The sequence below is a fragment of the Kitasatospora sp. NPDC041988 genome (assembly GCF_055588525.1).
The window spans coordinates 1-16,428 of the sequence record NZ_JBVJCO010000065.1; the positions used below are offsets into that span (position 1 = coordinate 1).

Annotated in this window: 12 protein-coding genes, 1 pseudogene and 1 riboswitch; of the genes and pseudogenes, 5 read left to right on the forward strand and 8 right to left on the reverse strand. The window is 74.3% G+C overall.

The genetic code is table 11. From position 1 onward, the window contains the following. Nucleotides 1–164: 164 nt before the first annotated feature. The 6 genes and pseudogenes from ACZ6NC_RS38750 to ACZ6NC_RS38775 all read right to left on the reverse strand — a co-directional run bounded on the left by ACZ6NC_RS38750 (nt 165) and on the right by ACZ6NC_RS38775 (nt 8,653). The gene (locus tag ACZ6NC_RS38750) at nt 165–971 is read right to left on the reverse strand and encodes an ECF transporter S component (protein WP_465738594.1); all 807 of its coding nucleotides are present in this window, start codon (nt 969–971) and stop codon (nt 165–167) included. Continuing rightward, entirely contained in the window at nt 968–2,611 is a 1,644-nt protein-coding gene (locus ACZ6NC_RS38755) for an ABC transporter ATP-binding protein (RefSeq protein WP_465738595.1), read from the reverse strand. Before ACZ6NC_RS38755 ends, ACZ6NC_RS38750 begins: the two co-directional genes overlap by 4 nt. Beyond that, nucleotides 2,608–3,867 (reverse strand): CbiQ family ECF transporter T component, encoded by a 1,260-nt coding sequence (locus tag ACZ6NC_RS38760; protein ID WP_465738622.1) that lies wholly within the window; start codon nt 3,865–3,867, stop codon nt 2,608–2,610. The genes ACZ6NC_RS38755 and ACZ6NC_RS38760 overlap by 4 nt, the downstream gene beginning before the upstream one ends. A gap of 10 nt (nt 3,868–3,877) precedes the next feature. Then, nucleotides 3,878–5,056 carry a hypothetical protein gene (locus tag ACZ6NC_RS38765; protein ID WP_465738596.1) on the reverse strand — a complete coding sequence of 393 codons (1,179 nt, stop codon included), beginning with the start codon at nt 5,054–5,056 and terminating at the stop codon, nt 3,878–3,880. A 350-nt stretch (nt 5,057–5,406) separates the two neighbouring features. Further along, nucleotides 5,407–6,570: pseudogene (locus tag ACZ6NC_RS38770) on the reverse strand (prenyltransferase/squalene oxidase repeat-containing protein); the annotation flags it as partial. A gap of 673 nt (nt 6,571–7,243) precedes the next feature. After that, a complete protein-coding gene (locus ACZ6NC_RS38775; RefSeq protein ID WP_465738597.1) occupies nt 7,244–8,653 on the reverse strand; it encodes a short-chain fatty acyl-CoA regulator family protein in 1,410 nt (469 codons plus the stop codon). Between the two features lie 348 nt (nt 8,654–9,001). On the opposite strand from ACZ6NC_RS38775, the gene aceA reads away from it, so the two are divergent. The 3 genes from aceA (at nt 9,002) to ACZ6NC_RS38790 (ending at nt 12,975) form a co-directional block, all read left to right on the forward strand. Continuing rightward, complete coding sequence (gene aceA, locus ACZ6NC_RS38780; protein ID WP_465738598.1) at nt 9,002–10,294, forward strand: isocitrate lyase; 1,293 nt, start codon at nt 9,002–9,004, stop codon at nt 10,292–10,294. A 160-nt stretch (nt 10,295–10,454) separates the two neighbouring features. Next, entirely contained in the window at nt 10,455–12,065 is a 1,611-nt protein-coding gene (aceB, locus tag ACZ6NC_RS38785; RefSeq protein ID WP_465738599.1) for a malate synthase A, read from the forward strand. Between the two features lie 43 nt (nt 12,066–12,108). Continuing rightward, the gene (locus ACZ6NC_RS38790; RefSeq protein ID WP_465738600.1) at nt 12,109–12,975 is read left to right on the forward strand and encodes a 3-hydroxybutyryl-CoA dehydrogenase; all 867 of its coding nucleotides are present in this window, start codon (nt 12,109–12,111) and stop codon (nt 12,973–12,975) included. A 69-nt stretch (nt 12,976–13,044) separates the two neighbouring features. Here the strand turns inward: ACZ6NC_RS38790 and ACZ6NC_RS38795 are convergent, their stop codons facing one another. Together ACZ6NC_RS38795 and ACZ6NC_RS38800 are read right to left on the reverse strand one after the other, a co-directional pair. Continuing rightward, nucleotides 13,045–13,524 carry a flagellar hook-length control protein FliK gene (locus ACZ6NC_RS38795; protein WP_465738601.1) on the reverse strand — a complete coding sequence of 160 codons (480 nt, stop codon included), beginning with the start codon at nt 13,522–13,524 and terminating at the stop codon, nt 13,045–13,047. Between the two features lie 49 nt (nt 13,525–13,573). Continuing rightward, entirely contained in the window at nt 13,574–14,647 is a 1,074-nt protein-coding gene (locus ACZ6NC_RS38800) for a peptidase (RefSeq protein WP_465738602.1), read from the reverse strand. A gap of 96 nt (nt 14,648–14,743) precedes the next feature. Further along, nucleotides 14,744–14,863, reverse strand: a riboswitch (cobalamin riboswitch). A 443-nt stretch (nt 14,864–15,306) separates the two neighbouring features. On the opposite strand from ACZ6NC_RS38800, the gene ACZ6NC_RS38805 reads away from it, so the two are divergent. After that, nucleotides 15,307–15,525, forward strand: a complete 219-nt coding sequence (locus ACZ6NC_RS38805) for a CbtB domain-containing protein (protein WP_465738603.1) — start codon at nt 15,307–15,309, stop codon at nt 15,523–15,525. Between the two features lie 16 nt (nt 15,526–15,541). Then, nucleotides 15,542–16,324: a CbtA family protein gene (locus ACZ6NC_RS38810; protein ID WP_465738604.1), complete on the forward strand. Its 783-nt coding sequence runs from the start codon at nt 15,542–15,544 to the stop codon at nt 16,322–16,324. Nucleotides 16,325–16,428: the final 104 nt, after the last annotated feature.

Here is a 16,428-nt window from a genome sequence, read left to right on the forward strand (position 1 = left end):
CTCGGCCCGCCCATCCTCCCGCCTCCCCTTTTTCCCGCCCTCGGCTCCCCCCCCCCCCCCCCCCCCCCCCCCCCCCCCACCGTGGGCGCGCGGAACGGCAGCACGCCCACGGTGGGTCGGTGCCGGTGGCTTCATCACGGCAAGCGGAGATTGCGGAACGGGGTTCAGTAGACGGAGCGTCGGACGTTCGGGCCCTCGAAGCGCACGGTCGGCTCGAAGTTGGCGCGGCGGGCCGCGCGGCGGAAGACGGTGAGGACGGCGGGGCCGACGACGAGGACGGCGACTCCGGTGGTGACGGCGCGGCCGGTGTCCCAGCCGAGCGAGGTGGCCAGGTCGAAGAGCAGGTAGCGGTGCCACTGCTCGGTGAACGGCAGGCCCGGCAGGTAGGCGATGGAGCTGTTCGGGTCGGTCGAGAACGGCCAGAAGGACAGGTTGAGCAGGAAGCCGAAGAGGTAGCCGGAGCCCGCGCCGTACAGGGCCAGCGTCGGCACCTCCCACCGGCGCGGGAGCCTGGGCAGCAGCCCGGCGAGCATGCCGACGAAGGCGCAGCCGAACATCTGGTAGGGCATCCAGGGGCCGACGCCGCCGGTGAGGAGTGCGGAGGCGAACAGGGAGGTGCAGCCGAGGGTGAAGCCGAAGCCCGGGCCGAAGACCCGGCCGGCGAGGACCAGGATGAAGAAGACCGTCTCCACTCCGGCCGTGCCGGCGCCGAGGGGTCGCAGGCCGGCGTTGACGGCCGAGAGGACGCCGAGCATGGCGAGGGCCTTGGCGTCGATGCCGCCGGCCGAGATCTCGGCGATCACGACGGCGAGGACGAGGATCAGCAGGGCGCCGAAGATCAGCGGCGGGGCGTAGGAGGAGCCGAACTTGCCCGGGGCGACGACGAACGGCCAGGTGAAGGCGGTGAGGCCGATGAAGGCGGCCAACGCGACGACGATGCGGGCCCGGCCGGGGATGCGGACGGCGGTCATCGGGCGGCCTCCGCGGGTTCGAGGGCCGCGGCGACCTGCCGGGTGGTCAGGTAGGGCAGCGGGGCGAGGATCTTGGCGGTCTGGGGGGCGAAGGTGGGTGAGGCGACGATGACCTCGGCGGTGGGCCCGTCGGCGACGATCTCACCCTCGGCCATCACCACCACCCGGTCGGCGGCGGCGGCGACGAACTCGACGTCGTGGGTGGAGACCACGACGGTGCGGCCCTCGGCGGCGAGGGCGTCCACGATGCCGGTCAGCGATTCCTTCGCGTGGTAGTCGAGCCCCCGGGTCGGCTCGTCCAGCAGCACCACCCGGGGCGCGGCGGCCAGTTGGATCGCCAGGACCAGAGCCAGTTTCTGGCCTTCGGAGAGGTCGCGGGGGTGGGCCTCGTCGGGGATGCCGGGGGCCAGCCGGTCCAGGATCCGGCGTGCGGTCGGCCCGGTGCCGTGACCGGCCTCCAGGTCGCTCTGGGCGAGTTCCTGGGCGACCGACTCCAGGTAGAGGAGGTCCGTGGGAGTCTGCGGGACGAGCCCGACCAGCTGCCGGGCCTGGGTCGCGGAGAGACGCTTGGGGTCCTTCGCCGGCTCGCCGTCGGCCCGGGTGACCTTCACGGTGCCACCCTGGCGGGGGCCGGAGCCCTGCAGGGCCCAGAGCAGGGAGGACTTGCCGGAGCCGTTGCGGCCCATCAGGGCGGTGACCTGGCCGGCGCGCAGCTCCAGGCCGGCCTCCCGGACGGCGGGCACCTGGCCGTAGCGCACGACGATCCGTTCGGCGGTCAGTACGGGCCCTCCCCCGGCCGGTTGACGGCGCGGTGCCGGCGCGGGGCGTCCGGCCAGCCGCTCCCGCAGCGGGCCCGCGGCTCGGCGGGCGTCGCGGACGGACAGCGGCAGTGGCGTCCAGCCGGCGAGCCGGCCGAGGTCGACGACGGGCGGTGCGATCGCGGTGTCCCGGAAGACCTCGGCGGGCGGCCCGTAGACGACGGTGCCGTCACCGGGCAGGCAGGCGACGGAGTCGGCGTACTGGACGACCCGCTCCAGGCGGTGTTCGGCGAGCAGCACTGTCACGCCGAGGTCGTGCACCAGGCGGGTGACGGCGGCGAGCACCTCCTCGGCGGCGGTCGGGTCGAGCGCGGAGGTCGGCTCGTCCAGGACCAGGACGCGGGGGTGGGCGGTCAGGACGGAGCCGATGGCGACGCGTTGCTGCTGGCCGCCGGAGAGTTCGTACAGCGCGCGATGGCGCAGGTCGGCCAGGCCGAGCAGGTCGAGGGTCTCCTCGACGCGCTTGCGCATCACGTCCGGCGGGACGGCCAACTGCTCCATTGCATAGGCGAGTTCCTCCTCCACGGTGTCGGTGACGAAGCCGGCCAGTGGGTCCTGCCCCACCACGCCGACCACGTCGGCCAGTTCACGTGGCGGGTGGTGGGCGGTGTCCCGGCCGTCGACGGTCACCCGGCCGCGCAGGGTGCCACCGGTGAAGTGCGGGACGAGGCCGTTGACGGCGCCGAGCAGGGTCGACTTGCCGACGCCCGTCCGGCCGACCACCAGGCAGAGTTCGCCCTCGGGGATGTGCAGGTCGACGTCGCGCAGCACGGGGGTGGTCTCGCCGTCGTACACCACGCCGACCTGGTCGAATCGGATCATTTGGTCACCTCGGTGTGTGGGCGGTCGGTGCTGGTGCCGACACTGCGGATACCGTCGCTGCGGATACCGTCGCCGCCCGTACGCCCGGCCGGGCGCTGCTCGGGCAGGCCGCCGGGCTCGGGCGAGCGGCCGGGCGGGGGCGCGATGGCCCCGGCGGCGCCGGCCAGCAGCAGGGCGAGCACCGGGACGACCGGCAGGGCCGGCCAACTCAGCGGATAGAGGGAGGGGTTGAGATCGGTGGCGGCGTAGCCGACCGTCCCGAACAGCAGGACGGCAGCGGCCACACCGCAGCCGGCGACGCCCCACTCGGCGGCCTGCCACCGGTCCGGCCGGTAGGTGGTGCGCCGCACGCGCCGGCCGCCGAGCGCCAGCCCGGCGGCGCACAGCAGGGCACCTACGAGCAGCGCGGGCAGGCCCAGGGCCGCGGGTGCGGTGCCGTCCAGGAGCCCGTACACCCCGGCGCAGAGGCCGCACATGCCGAGCAGCATCAGGGCTCCGGTGGTCCGGCGGGAGCGGCGGGTGGCGGTTCCCGAGCGCCCGTAGCCGCGCGAGTCCATCGCGGCGGCCAGGTGCAGCGAACGCTCCAGCGCGTCCTCCAGGACCGGGACGACGATGCTCCGCAGGGCCCGGATCCCCTTGCTCTGCCCAGCGCGCAACCGCCTTGCCCGGGCGACGCGTTGGACGCTCTGCACCAGCTGCGGGGCGACGCTGAGCGACACCGTCACGGCGACACCGAGCTCGTACAGGGCCCCGGGGAGGACGCGCAGGGCGCGCTTGGGGTTGGCCAGCGTGTTGGCCGCGCCGATGCAGCAGATCAGGCAGGCCAGGCGCAGCCCGTCGAAGGCCGCGGAGAGGGTGGCCTCCAGGGAGACCGGTCCGCCGATCTGGATGCCCGCGTACCAGGCGGGCGTGGGAATGTGCGGGAGCGAGAAGAGCAGGTGGTCGTGCGGGGTGATGCCGGTGGCGAAGACGCACCGGAAGGCCACCCGGATCGCCACCACGGTCAGGGCCACCCACAGGTAGTAGGTGAATCCGCGCGCCCACGGGGCCTCGGTGCGCCGGGCGGTGACCACGTATCCGAGAACGGCGAGAACGAGCAGGAGCAGCAGCGGGTTGGTGGTACGGCTGGCCGCGGTCGCCAGGGCGAGTGCCCACGTCCACCAGGCCAGCGGGTGGAGGTTGCGGGGGCTGCGCCGGCTCCCCGCGGCCCGCCCGGGGGCGGACTGCGGGGAGCCGGTGGCGCGCTTGTCGAGCATGGTCACCAAATCACTCGGCCTGTCGACGGCGCCGTCGCCCGGCGATCACGGTGGCCACGCCCAGCGCCCCGACCAGGACGGCCCCGACCACGGCGGGGACCATCGATCCGGCGTCGTGCGGCGCGTCGGCGGCCGGAGCCGCGTCCACCACCACCGGGCCGCCGGCGTTCACGGGGACGGACGGGCCCTCGGTGGCGGTGGGCGCCGAACCGGCGGGGTCGGTGGCCGGCGGGGTGTCGGACGGCTGCTCGGAGGGTGTTTCGGCAGGCGTCCCGGCGGGTGTCTCGGCGGGGGCGGTGGGTGTCGCGGCGGCCTCGGGGTCGGGGGTGGCCGGTGCCGGCACGCCGGGTGGCGGGCTCGCCGGCGTGGTGCGGCCGCCCGTGCCGCCGGACGATCCACCCGCACTGCCGGACGACCCGCCCGTGCCGCCGGACGACGACGGGCGCTTCCCCCCGGCCGCGCCACCCGGGCTGCCGCCGGCCGAGCTGCCGCTCGTGCCGCCGCTGCCACCGTTCGTGGAGCCGGAACCGGAACCACCGGCGGATCCGCCACCACTCGCACCGCCGCCACCGCTCGTGCCGCCTGGTCCACCCGCGCCGCCGCCTGCGGAGCCTGACCCGTTGCCGCCCGCCGTACCGCCGTCGGCCGGCGGCGGGGTGACGGCGGAACCGCCGCCCGGTGTGCTGTTGTGCGCGCGGACGGTGTCGGGCGACAAGGTGGGGCGTCCTTCCGTGCCCTCGATGTTGGTCCCGCCGAAGATCCACAGGTCGACGCTGCCGGGCTTCGGCTGGTAGCTCATCGCACCGAGCTGGCTGTACGACCAGGTGTTCTCCCCGGGATCGGCGTGCCAGTACGACCAGTAGGCCGTGGCGGGCGGGGTGAGGACGCACTTCTCCTGGTCCGGGGTGGGGTACTGCTTGCCGCCCTGGAAGCCGCTGTAACCGATCCGGCAGATGAACGCCGGACCGTCGTGCCCCGTCCCGGTGGTCTTCCAACCGCCCTGGTTGAGCAGGGTGTAGCCGGTGGTCGGGGTGGTCCCGCAGGAACGCAGCAGCGGGCCGCCCCACTTGCCGAAGTCCACCGCGAGCACCACACCGGAGGTGGCGGTGCACTGTTCGATCGGCAGCGGCGCCGCGGCCGCCGGGGCCGTACCGACACCGACCCCGCCGAGCGCCAGGGCGAAGGTCACGGTGGCGGCTCCCGACAGCCGGCCGAACCGCCGGATCACCGGTGCCGCCCAGGGGCGGAGGCCACGCGGCGGCGGGCGGCCAGGACGGCTGCGGCCCCGGCGGCGGCGAGCAGCCCGGCGGCCGCCGTCAGCACCAGCGCGTCGGTCCCGGTACCGGCCAGGCTCCCGGCGCCGGTCTGTACGGGGGCGGCATCGACCGGCACGCCGCCGCCGCGCACCGGCTCGCCGAGGTCACCGGAGGCCCGAGTGCCGGGGGCCGGAGCGCCGACGGGCCGGGTGGCGGAGTCCCCGGTCGGCGGCGTCCCGGTCGACGCTGCGACGGCCGGCGCGGTGCCGGTGGGCGCGGGCGATCCGGTGGGCGCGGTGCCGGTGGGCGCGGGCGATCCGGTGGGCGCCGGAGAGCCGGTCCCGGTGGGCGAACCGGTGGCCGTCGGCGTGCCCGTCACGGTCGCCGTGGCCGTAGCCGTCGCGGTCGGCGTGGGCGTGCCCGTACCGGTCGGCGTGGGCGTCGGCGTGCTGCCGAGGTCGCGGTGGAGCGTGCCGAAGGAAATCCCGGTGGCACCGCCGAGCACCTGGGTGGAGGCCCGGACGTCCGAGCCCTGCTGCCCGGCGGAGGCAACATTGAAGCCGCCGTCGCCGTTCTGCTGGCCCGCGAGGAAGTCGAGCGCCTTGGTGATCCGCCCACTGTAGGCAGACTGACGGAGGGTCATGCCCTGCACGGCGAGGGCGGCGGAGTTGGTCGAGTCACCGGCCGCGCCGGGGAACCCTCCGTCGGCCAGCTGGCGCCCGGCCAGCCAGGCCAGCCCCTTGTCGACGGCGGCGACCGCCTGGGCGGCATCGTCCCCGGGGACGAGCGCGAGCGCCATGACGGCCATCGCGGTGCTGTCCACGTCGGAGTCCCCGGTGGCGGGGATCAGGCTCGGCCAGGAGCCGTCCGCGTGCTGGAGGCTCTTGAGGTAGGCGATCGGCGCGGCGGCGTTCGCGGTGTCGCCGGCGCGCAGTTGGGCCATGATGCCGAGGGCCTGGGAGAACACCGAGGTGGCCCAGGTGTAGTTGCCGGGTGCCGCGCAGCCGGTGTCCGGGGCGGCCTGGGCGCAGACCGCCCGGGCCAGGGCGGCGATCAGGTCGTGGCCGCCGAAGGCGCGCGGGTTGCGGCCGACGACCTCGGCGAGCAGGGCCTCCTTGCCGATGGAGCCGCCGCCGGCGTACTCGGTTCCGATGGCGGTCCAGTCGTTGACGGTGCGGTCGTTGGCGTCCTTGCCCTGCCGGTCGAGGAAGTCGACGATCCTGCGCAGGGCGGCGTCGTCGGTACCGGTGGCGGCAAGGGCGTAGGCCCCGTCGATGGTGAGGCCGAAGTCGGCGAAGGCCGGGAAGGCCTCGTAGTAGTGACCGTCGATCAGGCGGGCCGGATCGGTGAGGTAGGCGCTGCCCTTGGCCAGGTCGGGAGCCTTCCCGGCGGGCGGGGCCGCCGCCGCGGCGGGGTCGCCGGTGGCCGGCGGCGGGCCGGTCGGGCTCGGGGATACCGAAGGCGACGACGACGCGGAGGGTGACGGGCCGGTGTTCTTGGCGCGGACGGAGTCGCAGCCGCGGACGACACCGCCGCCCCAGTGGCCGAGGTCGACGGCGACGATCGCGCCGGTCGTGGCGGTGCAGTCGTCGATCGGATCGGCGGCCGCTGCGCCGGGGTGCCCGAGCAGGACGGTGCCGCCCGCGGCGACCACGACGGTCCCGGTGACCAGCAGGGACGCCAGGCCCCTGCCTCTGCGGCGTGTACGACTGCTGTTGACCCTCACCGGCGACTCCCTGGTCGGTCGACGCGGGGAACGACGGCGCAGCCGACGGCTCCCCGACAGGGGACCGTCCTGACCACGTCGTAGTCCGCGACGACGCAAGTGCTCTCCGAACAAACCCTCGGCGCAGGCATTCCGGCTCACCCACCCGTCGAGGGCGGATCTACGGTTGCGGGTCAGCGCCGGAGTTGGACCGGCTTCCCCTGACTGCCAAGGATGAAAAACCGGTTCATCAGAACATGCGCACGGAAACGGCGTCAACGAGTCGTCATGTCGCCTTCGCCACCTTGTCAGTCAGGCGCCGGGTGGCAGTCAGGCACCGGCGGCAGTCAGGCGCCGGCGGCAGTCAGACAGACGATCCGCACGGCCCGGGCCCGGATGACCGGCTCCAAGGCGGTCATCCGCCCGCCGGTCCGGCGTGGACGGGGTAGGGGACGAACGTGCTGGTGTGCTCGTCCACCTCCAGGGGGAGGCCGACGGCCGGCGCGGCGCGTTGCGGACAGGCCGGGCGTTCGCAGACCTTGCAGCCGAGGCCGATCGGGGTGGCCGCGGCCTCGTCGGCCAGGTCGAGGCCGGCGGAGTACACCAGCCGTGGGGCGTGGCGCAGTTCGCAGCCGAGGCCGATGGCGAAGGTCTTGCCGGGGCGGCCCCAGCCGCCGGGTGAGCGGGTGACGGCCCGGGCGGTCCACAGGTAGCGCCGGCCGTCGGGCATGGCGGCGACCTGGACGTGGACGCGGCCGGGTGAGGCGAAGGCCTCGTAGACGTTCCAGAGCGGGCAGGTGCCGCCGGTGCGGGAGAAGTGGAAGTCGGTCGCGGACTGGCGCTTGGAGACGTTGCCCGCGCGGTCGACCCGGACGAAGGAGAACGGCACCCCGCGCAGGCGCGGCCGCTGCAGGGTGCTGAGCCGGTGGCAGACCGTCTCGTAGCCCAGGCCGAAGTGGTCGGCGAGGTGCTCGATGTCGTAGCGGGCCGCCTCGGCCTCGGCGTGGAAGGTGCGGTAGGGCAGGACGAGAGCGGCGGCGAAGTAGTTGGCCAGGCCGATCCGGGTCAGCGACCAGGCGGTCGACCCCGGCGGGCTGTCCTGGGCGGCCAGTTCGCCGAGCAGGCCGTCGTGTTCCAGGTAGGCCAGCTGGGTCGCCATCCGGAACGCCTGCTGGCCCGGGCGCAGCCGGTCCGACAGCCGCAGCACGCGCGCGCCGGGGTCGTACTCGTGGAGGCGCTCTCCCCCGGTGGCCAGCTGGACCTGGTGCCCGGCTGTGAGCCGTTCGGCGAGCGCCGTCCTGACCCCGCCCCGCCTCAGGCCGATGGCGCGTGCCAACTCCTCTGCTGCGAGGTCGAGTTCATGGACGTAGTTCTGGCGGCGGTAGAAGAACTCGCGGACCTCCTCGTGCGGGGTGCGGGCCGTGCCGACCGCCGGGCCGCGGTCGCCGGCGAGGATGGCGAGCTGCTCGGCGACAGCGCGACGGCTGCGGCCGAGGTCCATCAGCACCCGGGCCACACCGGGCAGCCGGGTCGCGAGGTCGTCCAGGTCGCCCGGGGTGACCCGGCCGGCGGCGAGCTCCTCGCCGAGCGAGTCGCGCAGTTCGGCGGTGAGCCGGGCGGTGTCCGGCGGGGCGAAGTACCCGGCGTCGACGCCGAAGGCCTCGGTGAGGCGAAGCAGCACCGGGACGGTCAACGGCCGGGCGTCGTGCTCCAGTTGATTGAGGTAGCTCGGAGAGAGTTCGAGCAGCCGGGCGAGCGCGGCCTGGCTGAGCCCGCGGTCCTCGCGGAGCCGGCGCAGCCTCGCGCCCGCGAAGGTCCTTCCCATCCGGCCTTCTCCCCTCGCCACCTGCCTGTCCGGTGACCGCAGCATAGCCAGAGGCGTGGCACGGAGGTCTTCGCAGACTTCGCAGCTTCGCAGGATCCGCTTCGCAGAAGTTGGCCGCCGTCCAGCGGTGACGGCGGCGGCCGGGGGTGCCAGAGTCGGTGCTGCGGCCGGACGGCGCACCACGAACAGCCTCTGTCCGCCAGGCATTTACGGCTTGGCGGAGGGGGCTTGGGGGCACCCGACGTCCCGGCGGCCCGAGCCGCCTGCCCGGCGCCCCGGCCGCACCTCCACCTCGCGACGTGAGCACCCTCACATCCTTCGCAACGAGCACTTCCCGGGAGCGGATTCATGATCCAGTCGGTTCGGCAGCAGCAGGAGCAGCAGGCGGCGGAGCTGGCCGCCCGGTGGGCGTCCGACCCCCGGTGGGCCGGCGTCGGGCGGACGTACACGGCGGCGGACGTCGTCCGCCTGTCCGGCACCGTGCGGGAGGAGCACACGCTCGCCCGGCGCGGCGCCGAGCGGCTCTGGCGGCAGCTGCACGAGCAGGACTACATCCACGCCCTCGGAGCGCTGACGGGTGGTCAGGCCGTGCAGATGGTGAAGGCCGGGCTGCAGGCGATCTACCTGTCCGGCTGGCAGGTCGCAGCCGACGCCAACCAGGCCGGCCAGACCTACCCCGACCAGAGCCTCTACCCGGCCAACTCCGTCCCCCAGGTGGTACGGCGGATCAACAACGCGCTGCTGCGGGCGGACGAGATCGACGCGGCGGAGGGCAACGGCGGACCGGACTGGCTGGTGCCGATCGTGGCCGACGCCGAGGCCGGCTTCGGCGGCCCGCTGAACGCCTTCGAGCTCACCAAGGGCATGATCGCGGCCGGCGCCGCGGGCATCCACTACGAGGACCAGCTCGCCTCCGAGAAGAAGTGCGGCCACCTCGGCGGCAAGGTGCTCGTCCCCACCGCCCAGCACATCCGCACCCTCAACTCCGCCCGCCTCGCCGCCGACATCGCCGACGTGCCGACCGTCATCGTGGCCCGCACCGACGCGCTCGCCGCCAACCTGCTGACCACCGACGTCGACGAGCGCGACGCCCGCTTCTGCACCGGCGAGCGCACCGCCGAGGGCTTCTACCGGGTCGAGCCCGGCATGGCGCCGGTCATCTCCCGCGGCCTGGCCTTCGCCCCGTACGCGGACCTGATCTGGGTCGAGACCGGCACGCCGGACCTCGCCCAGGCCCGCGAGTTCGCCGAGGCGATCAAGGCCGAGCACCCGGACAAGATGCTCGCCTACAACTGCTCGCCGTCCTTCAACTGGAAGGCCGCACTGGACGACGACCAGATCGCCAAGTTCCAGCGCGAGCTGGGCGCGATGGGCTACCGCTTCCAGTTCATCACCCTGGCCGGCTTCCACGCCCTCAACCACTCGATGTTCCAGCTCGCCCGCGGCTACGCCGAGCACGGCATGACCGCCTACGTCGACCTGCAGGAGGCCGAGTTCGCCGCCGTGCCGGACGGCTACACCGCGGTGAAGCACCAGCGCGAGGTCGGCACCGGCTACTTCGACCAGGTCTCGACCGCGCTCAACCCCAACGCCGAGACGCTCGCCCTGACCGGCTCCACCGAGGCCGAGCAGTTCCACTGAGCCACCCCCGGCGGCCGTTCCTCCGCCCCGGAGGCTGCTCCTCGGCCGCCGTTCACCCTGGCCCGCGGGTCCCGTTGAGGGACGCGACCCGCTTCGGCCGCCCGTGCCCGGGGCCGCGTCGGAGGACGTGGCCCCGGGCCCCACCAGCCTGGAGAGCCGGATGACCACGACCAGCCGTATCGAGATCCTCGGCGAGCACGAAGAGCGGTTCGAGGAGATCCTCACCCCCGACGCCCTGGGTTTCCTGGTCCGTCTGCACGATGCCTTCGACGAACGCCGCGCCGAGCTGCTCGCCGAGCGCGGCCGCCGGGCCGCCGCCCTGGCCGCGGCCGGCACCCTGGACTTCCTCCCGGAGACCCGCGCCGTCCGCGAGGACCTCACCTGGCGGGTGGCCGGCGCCGGACCCGGCCTGCACGACCGCCGGGTGGAGATCACCGGCCCACCCGAGCGCCGGATGACCGTCAACGCCCTCAACTCCGGGGCAAAGGTGTGGCTGGCGGACTTCGAGGACGCCACCTCCCCCACCTGGCACAACCTCGTCTCCGGCCAGCTCAACCTGCTCGATGCCGTCCTGCTCCGGATCGACGACACCGCACCCGGGGGCCGTCGCTACCGCATCGGCCCCACCCCGGCCACGATCGTGGTCCGCCCGCGCGGCTGGCACCTGGACGAGCACCACCTGCGGATCGGCGGCCGCCCGATGGCCGCCGCCCTGGTCGACTTCGGCCTCCACCTCTTCCACTGCGGCCGCCGGCAGATCGCGAACGGCAGCGGCCCCTACTTCTACCTCCCGAAGCTGGAGAACCACCTCGAAGCCCGGCTCTGGAACGACGTCTTCACCTTCGCCCAGGCCGAGTTGGGCATCGCGCACGGCACCGTCCGGGCCACCGTCCTGATCGAGACCATCACGGCCGCGTTCGAGATGGAGGAGATCCTGTACGAGCTGCGCGAGCACGCCGCCGGCCTCAACGCCGGCCGCTGGGACTACCTGTTCAGCCTGATCAAGAACTTCGCCCAGCACGGGCCGCGGTTCATCCTGCCCGACCGCGCGACCATCACGATGACCCAGCCGTTCATGCGCGCCTACACCGACCTGCTGGTCCGCACCTGCCACCGGCGCGGCGCCCACGCCATCGGCGGCATGGCCGCCGCCATCCCGCAGCGGGACCGGGACGCCAACGAGGTGGCCCTCACCCGGGTCCGGCTCGACAAGGAGCGGGAGGCCGGCGACGGCTTCGACGGCTCCTGGGTCGCCCACCCCGCCCTGGTCGACACCTGCCGCACCGCGTTCGACGCCGTCCTCGGCGACCGGCCCCACCAGCTCGACCGCACCCGCGAGGACGTCGAGGTCACCGCCGCCGACCTGCTGGCCGTCCAGCGGCTCTCCGCCGGCCTGCCGACCGAGCAGGGCCTGCGCTCCAACGTCGCCGTCGCGCTGCGCTACCTCACCGCCTGGCTCGGCGGCGCGGGCGCGGTCGCCGTCTTCGGGCTGATGGAGGACGTCGCCACCGCCGAGATCGCGCGCTGCCAGATCTGGCAGTGGCAGCACCACTGCACCCGGCTCACCGGCGGCTCGCTCGCCACCGCCGGCATGGTGCGCCGGCTGATCGACCGGGAGCGGGCCACCCTGCTCGCCGAGGGTGCCGACCCGGTGCCGCTCGACGACGCGGTGCGGATCCTGGAGGAGACCGCCCTCGGCCCGGACCTGCCCGCCTTCCTCACCACCGAGGCCTACGCCCGCCACCTGGTCCGCGTCCGCACCGCGGCCTGAGCCTCCCCGGCAACCTCAGCCGCCCCAGCAAGGAGACAGCGCCATGAACGAGATCCGCCGCGTCGCCGTGGTCGGCGCCGGGCAGATGGGCTCCGGCATCGCCGAAGTCTTCGCCCGCGCCGGCCTGGACACCATCGTCTGCGAGCGGGGGTCGGACGCGCTGCGCACGGCGCGCGCCCGGATCGACCGCTCCCTGCACCACGCCGTCGACCGCGGCCGGCTCACCCGCGAACAGCGCGAGGACGCCTGGGCACACCTGCTGTTCGCCGACGACCCGGAGGCGCTGGCCGACCGTCAACTCGTCGTCGAGGCCGTCGTGGAGGACGAACGCGTCAAGACGGACGTCCTCACCACCCTGGACAAGGTCCTGGCCGACGAGGACGCCGTCCTCGCCACCAACACCTCCGCCATCCCCGTGACCCGGCTCGGCATCGCCACCACCCGCGCCTCCCACGTCCTGGGCCTGCACTTCTTCAACCCCGCGCCGGTCATGCCCCTGGTCGAGCTGGTCTCCTCGCTGCACACCGACCCCACCGTCCTCGACCGCGTGGACGGCTTCGCCACGGACGTCCTCGGCAAGCACGTCATCCGCTCGCGCGACCGGGCCGGCTTCGTCGTCAACGCCCTGCTGGTGCCCTACCTGCTCGCCGCGATCCGGATGGCCGAGGCCGGCCACGCCACCGCCCAGGACATCGACGCCGGCATGGTCCACGGCTGCGCCCACCCCATGGGCCCGCTGCGGCTCGCCGACCTGATCGGCCTGGACACCGTCCAGGCCATCGCCCAGTCGATGTACGAGGAGTACAAGGAGCCGCTCTACGCGCCCCCGCCGCTGCTCTCCCGGATGGTCGAGGCGGGGCTGCTCGGCCGAAAGTCCGGCCGCGGCTTCCATCCCCACCGGGCCGCCTGAGCCCCACCGAGCACACCGGTGCCCCGGTCTCCGTCGCGGAGGACCGGGGCACCGGTGTGTCCACGGGTGTCAGGGGGCGGTGATGCCCGGCTGCGTACCGGCACCGAAGGCCCAGCCCTCGACGTCGCCCGGCGCCGGGTTGTAGCTGCCCGCACCCAGGTTGCTGTACGACCAGGCGCCGCCGTGCTGCGCGTGCCAGTACGACCAGTAGGCGCTGCCGGTCGGGTTGGTGCAGGTCGTCGGCAGGGCGTTGATGGTGCAGACGAAGCCGGGGAAGCGCGGGTGGAAGGCGTAGGAGAAGCCGGCGCCGGTCAGCGCGGCCAGGCCGCTGGCCGGGTCGCCGGGGGCGCAGCCGGTCTGGATGCCGCCACCGACGGCGGTGAAGTCGACCACGACGGTGACGCCCGTGGTACCGGTGCAGGCGGCGGCCTCTGCCTGCGGGGCCTGTACGGCGGAGGCGCCGAGCAGACCGGCGGTCAGGGCCGCGGCGGCGGCGATCGAGCCGAGGGTGCGGCGGGCCGGGCGGGCCGGGGTGAGGGTGTCGGTCATCGGAGTACTCCTCGCATCGTCAGGGGTCGGACGTTCAGCGGGCGGACGTTCAGCGGGCGGACGGCGCCGGGCAGGCCAGGGTGGGCACGGCCGGGCGCGCCCCCGAGGCGGAGAGGGTCGCCAGCGGAGTGCCGGCCAGGCCGAGGACGGCCTGGGCGGTGGCCCGGGCACCGTTGCCGGGGTTGAAGCCGCTCGCGTCGTAGGCGACGGCGCCGCGGACGGCCGGGTCGGTGGCGCAGCCCTGCTGGAACTTGACCAGGCTGCTCCAGCCCTTGAGGCCGGCGCCGAAGCGGCCGCCGGAGAGCAGCGCCTGCGTGGCGAGGCCGGTGGTGTTGGCGTTGGAGGCGGTCGCCCCGGCGGACGCGAAGCCGCCGTCGCCGTTCTGGTGTGCGGTCAGCCAGCCGAGCCCGGCGGTCGCCTTGGCGGTGCGGCCGGCGGCCGCCAGGGCCTGGACGGCCAGCGCGGTGGCGTCGGGGTCGCCGGTGCAGGTGGCCTGGCCGAAGGCGACCGGGAAGCCGCCGTCCGCGCACTGGCTGCCGGCGAGGAAGTCGACGGCGGCGGCCGGGGCGCCGCCGGGCGTGCGGTTGAGGGCGATCACGGCGAGCGACTGGCCGAAGGTGTTGCTGTAGTCGCCCCACTGCGACCGGTCGGAGAAGCGGCCGCTCGGGCTCTGCAGCGAGCGGAGCCGGGCCGGGAGGTCGACGCCGCCGAAGGCGGTCGGGTCCACGCCGCGGACCTCGGCGGCCAGCAGCAGCTTGGCGGTCGCGCCTGCGTAGGCCTCGGTGGCGCCGTCGCCGAGGTAGCCGCTCAGGATCTCGGGCTTCGCCAGCCAGGCGGTGGCCTTCGCGGCCGCCTCGTCGGAGCTGTGCGAGGCGGCGAAGGCGAGCACGGCGTCGACGGTCAGCCCCTGGTCGGGGTAGGCCGTCCCGTTAAACACCGACTCGAAGTGGTCGCCGTCGACGAGCTGGCGGGCCAGCCAGCCGGCCGCGGCGGCGTCCGGCCGGATCGTCGGGGACGACGCCGGGGCGGGTGCGGCGTGCGCGGCGGTGGCCGCCGGGAGCGCGGTGGCGAAGGCGAGCACGGGTATCGCGAGCAGGCCGAGGGTGCGGCGGAGCGAAGGCATGGGGGCCTTTCCGGGCCTGGACGCAGGGGCCCGGAGAGCGTCGGCACGGCGCCGGGCAGCCCTCGGAGCTCCGGCCCGCAGACCACGACGGGAGGAGTGGACACCTCTCCGCCGACGGGTACTCGGGCTCGCCGCCGACAGCCGTCGGCGGCCTACCGTTGCGGGTCAGCGCCGGAATTCGACCGGACTTCCCCCAGCGGCGGAGTCAGAACATGACGGCCCATCATGGCGAGGCGCGGAAGTCCGGGTCAAGGGATCGTGTGTCACTTCACGGCGTCCCCCGGTCGCCCGACGACGCCCCGCACCGAGCGCCGCGCGTGGGCCGATCACCGGTGCGACCAACATCACGCAGACGGTCACCCGGCCTCCCCCTCTGCCCGGAACCGCCCCGTTGCGCGCATACGTACGGAAGCCCGCCACCGCGTTCGCGCCGGTCCGCGCGCCGCTCACCCCTGCGACGGCCCTTGGCGGCGCTCCCGCGACACGGTACCGTCCCTGCGACAACCGAAGACGACGGTGCGTGGAAGACCGGTGAGAAACCGGCACGGTCGCGCCACTGTGAATCCGGACCTGGCACACGCCAGGGCCGGCTAGTCAGACCCACCTCCGTCGTCCGTGCTCCATCGAACGGGACGCGTGTTCCCAAAAGGAGGTCGGCCATGGCTCACCCCATCGCCCCCGCTGCTTCCGCCGCACCGGCCATCACCCCCATCTCCGTCAAGGCGATCCTGCCCTGGGCCGTGTTCTTCGGCATCCTGCTGATGGCCCTCATCTACTTCGTCGGCGCCGAGCAGGGCGCCACCTCCCTCATCTCCGGCGAGGACGTGCACGAGTGGGTGCACGACGGCCGCCACCTGCTCGGCTTCCCCTGCCACTGAGAACGGGGAACCCCGAATGAACTCCGCAACCGTCAGATCCCTGCTCGTCCGCGGCATGCTGGCCGGCCTCGCCGCCGGTCTGCTCGCCCTCGTCGTCGCCTACCTGCTCGGCGAGCCCCGGGTGGACGCCGCCATCGCCTACGAGGAGGCCCACGCGGCCCACTCCGCCGACCACGGCATGGAGGTGGAGATCGTCAGCCGTGCCCTGCAGTCCACCGCGGGCCTGGCCACCGGTGTCCTCGTCTACGGCGTGTCGCTCGGCGGTTTCGCCGCTCTCGCCTACTGCTTCGCCCTCGGCCGCGTCGGCCGCTTCACCCCTCGGGCGACGGCGGCCCTGCTGTCCGGGGCGGCGCTGCTCGCCGTGTACGTGGTGCCGTTCCTCAAGTACCCGGCCAACCCGCCGTCGGTCGGTGACCCGGAGACGATCGGCAAGCGCACCACGCTGTACTTCCTCATGATGGCGCTCAGCGTGCTGCTGGCGATCGCCTCGGTGATCGTCGGCAAGCGGCTCGCCCCGCGTCTGGGCAACTGGTATGCCACCGTCGTCGCCGTCCTGGGCTTCGGCGTGGCCGTCGGCCTCGCCTACGCCTTCCTCCCCGCGGTCAACGAGGTGCCCGAGGACTTCTCGGCCACCCTGCTCTGGCAGTTCCGTGTCTCCGCCCTCGCCATCCAGCTCACCCTCTGGGCCTCCTTCGGCCTGGTCTTCGGCCACCTCGCCGAACGGCTCCTCAACCCCAAGCCCGTGGCCGCGACCGCCACGCGGGAGGGCGTGCAGGAAGTCGCCGCGTCCGCGCTCTGACACGGACGGACTTCGGCCGGCCGAGCGGAGGGCCGACGGCCCGTGGGGGGGGGGGGGGGGGGGGGGGGGGGGGGGGGGAGGGGGGGGGGGGGGGGGGGGGGTGG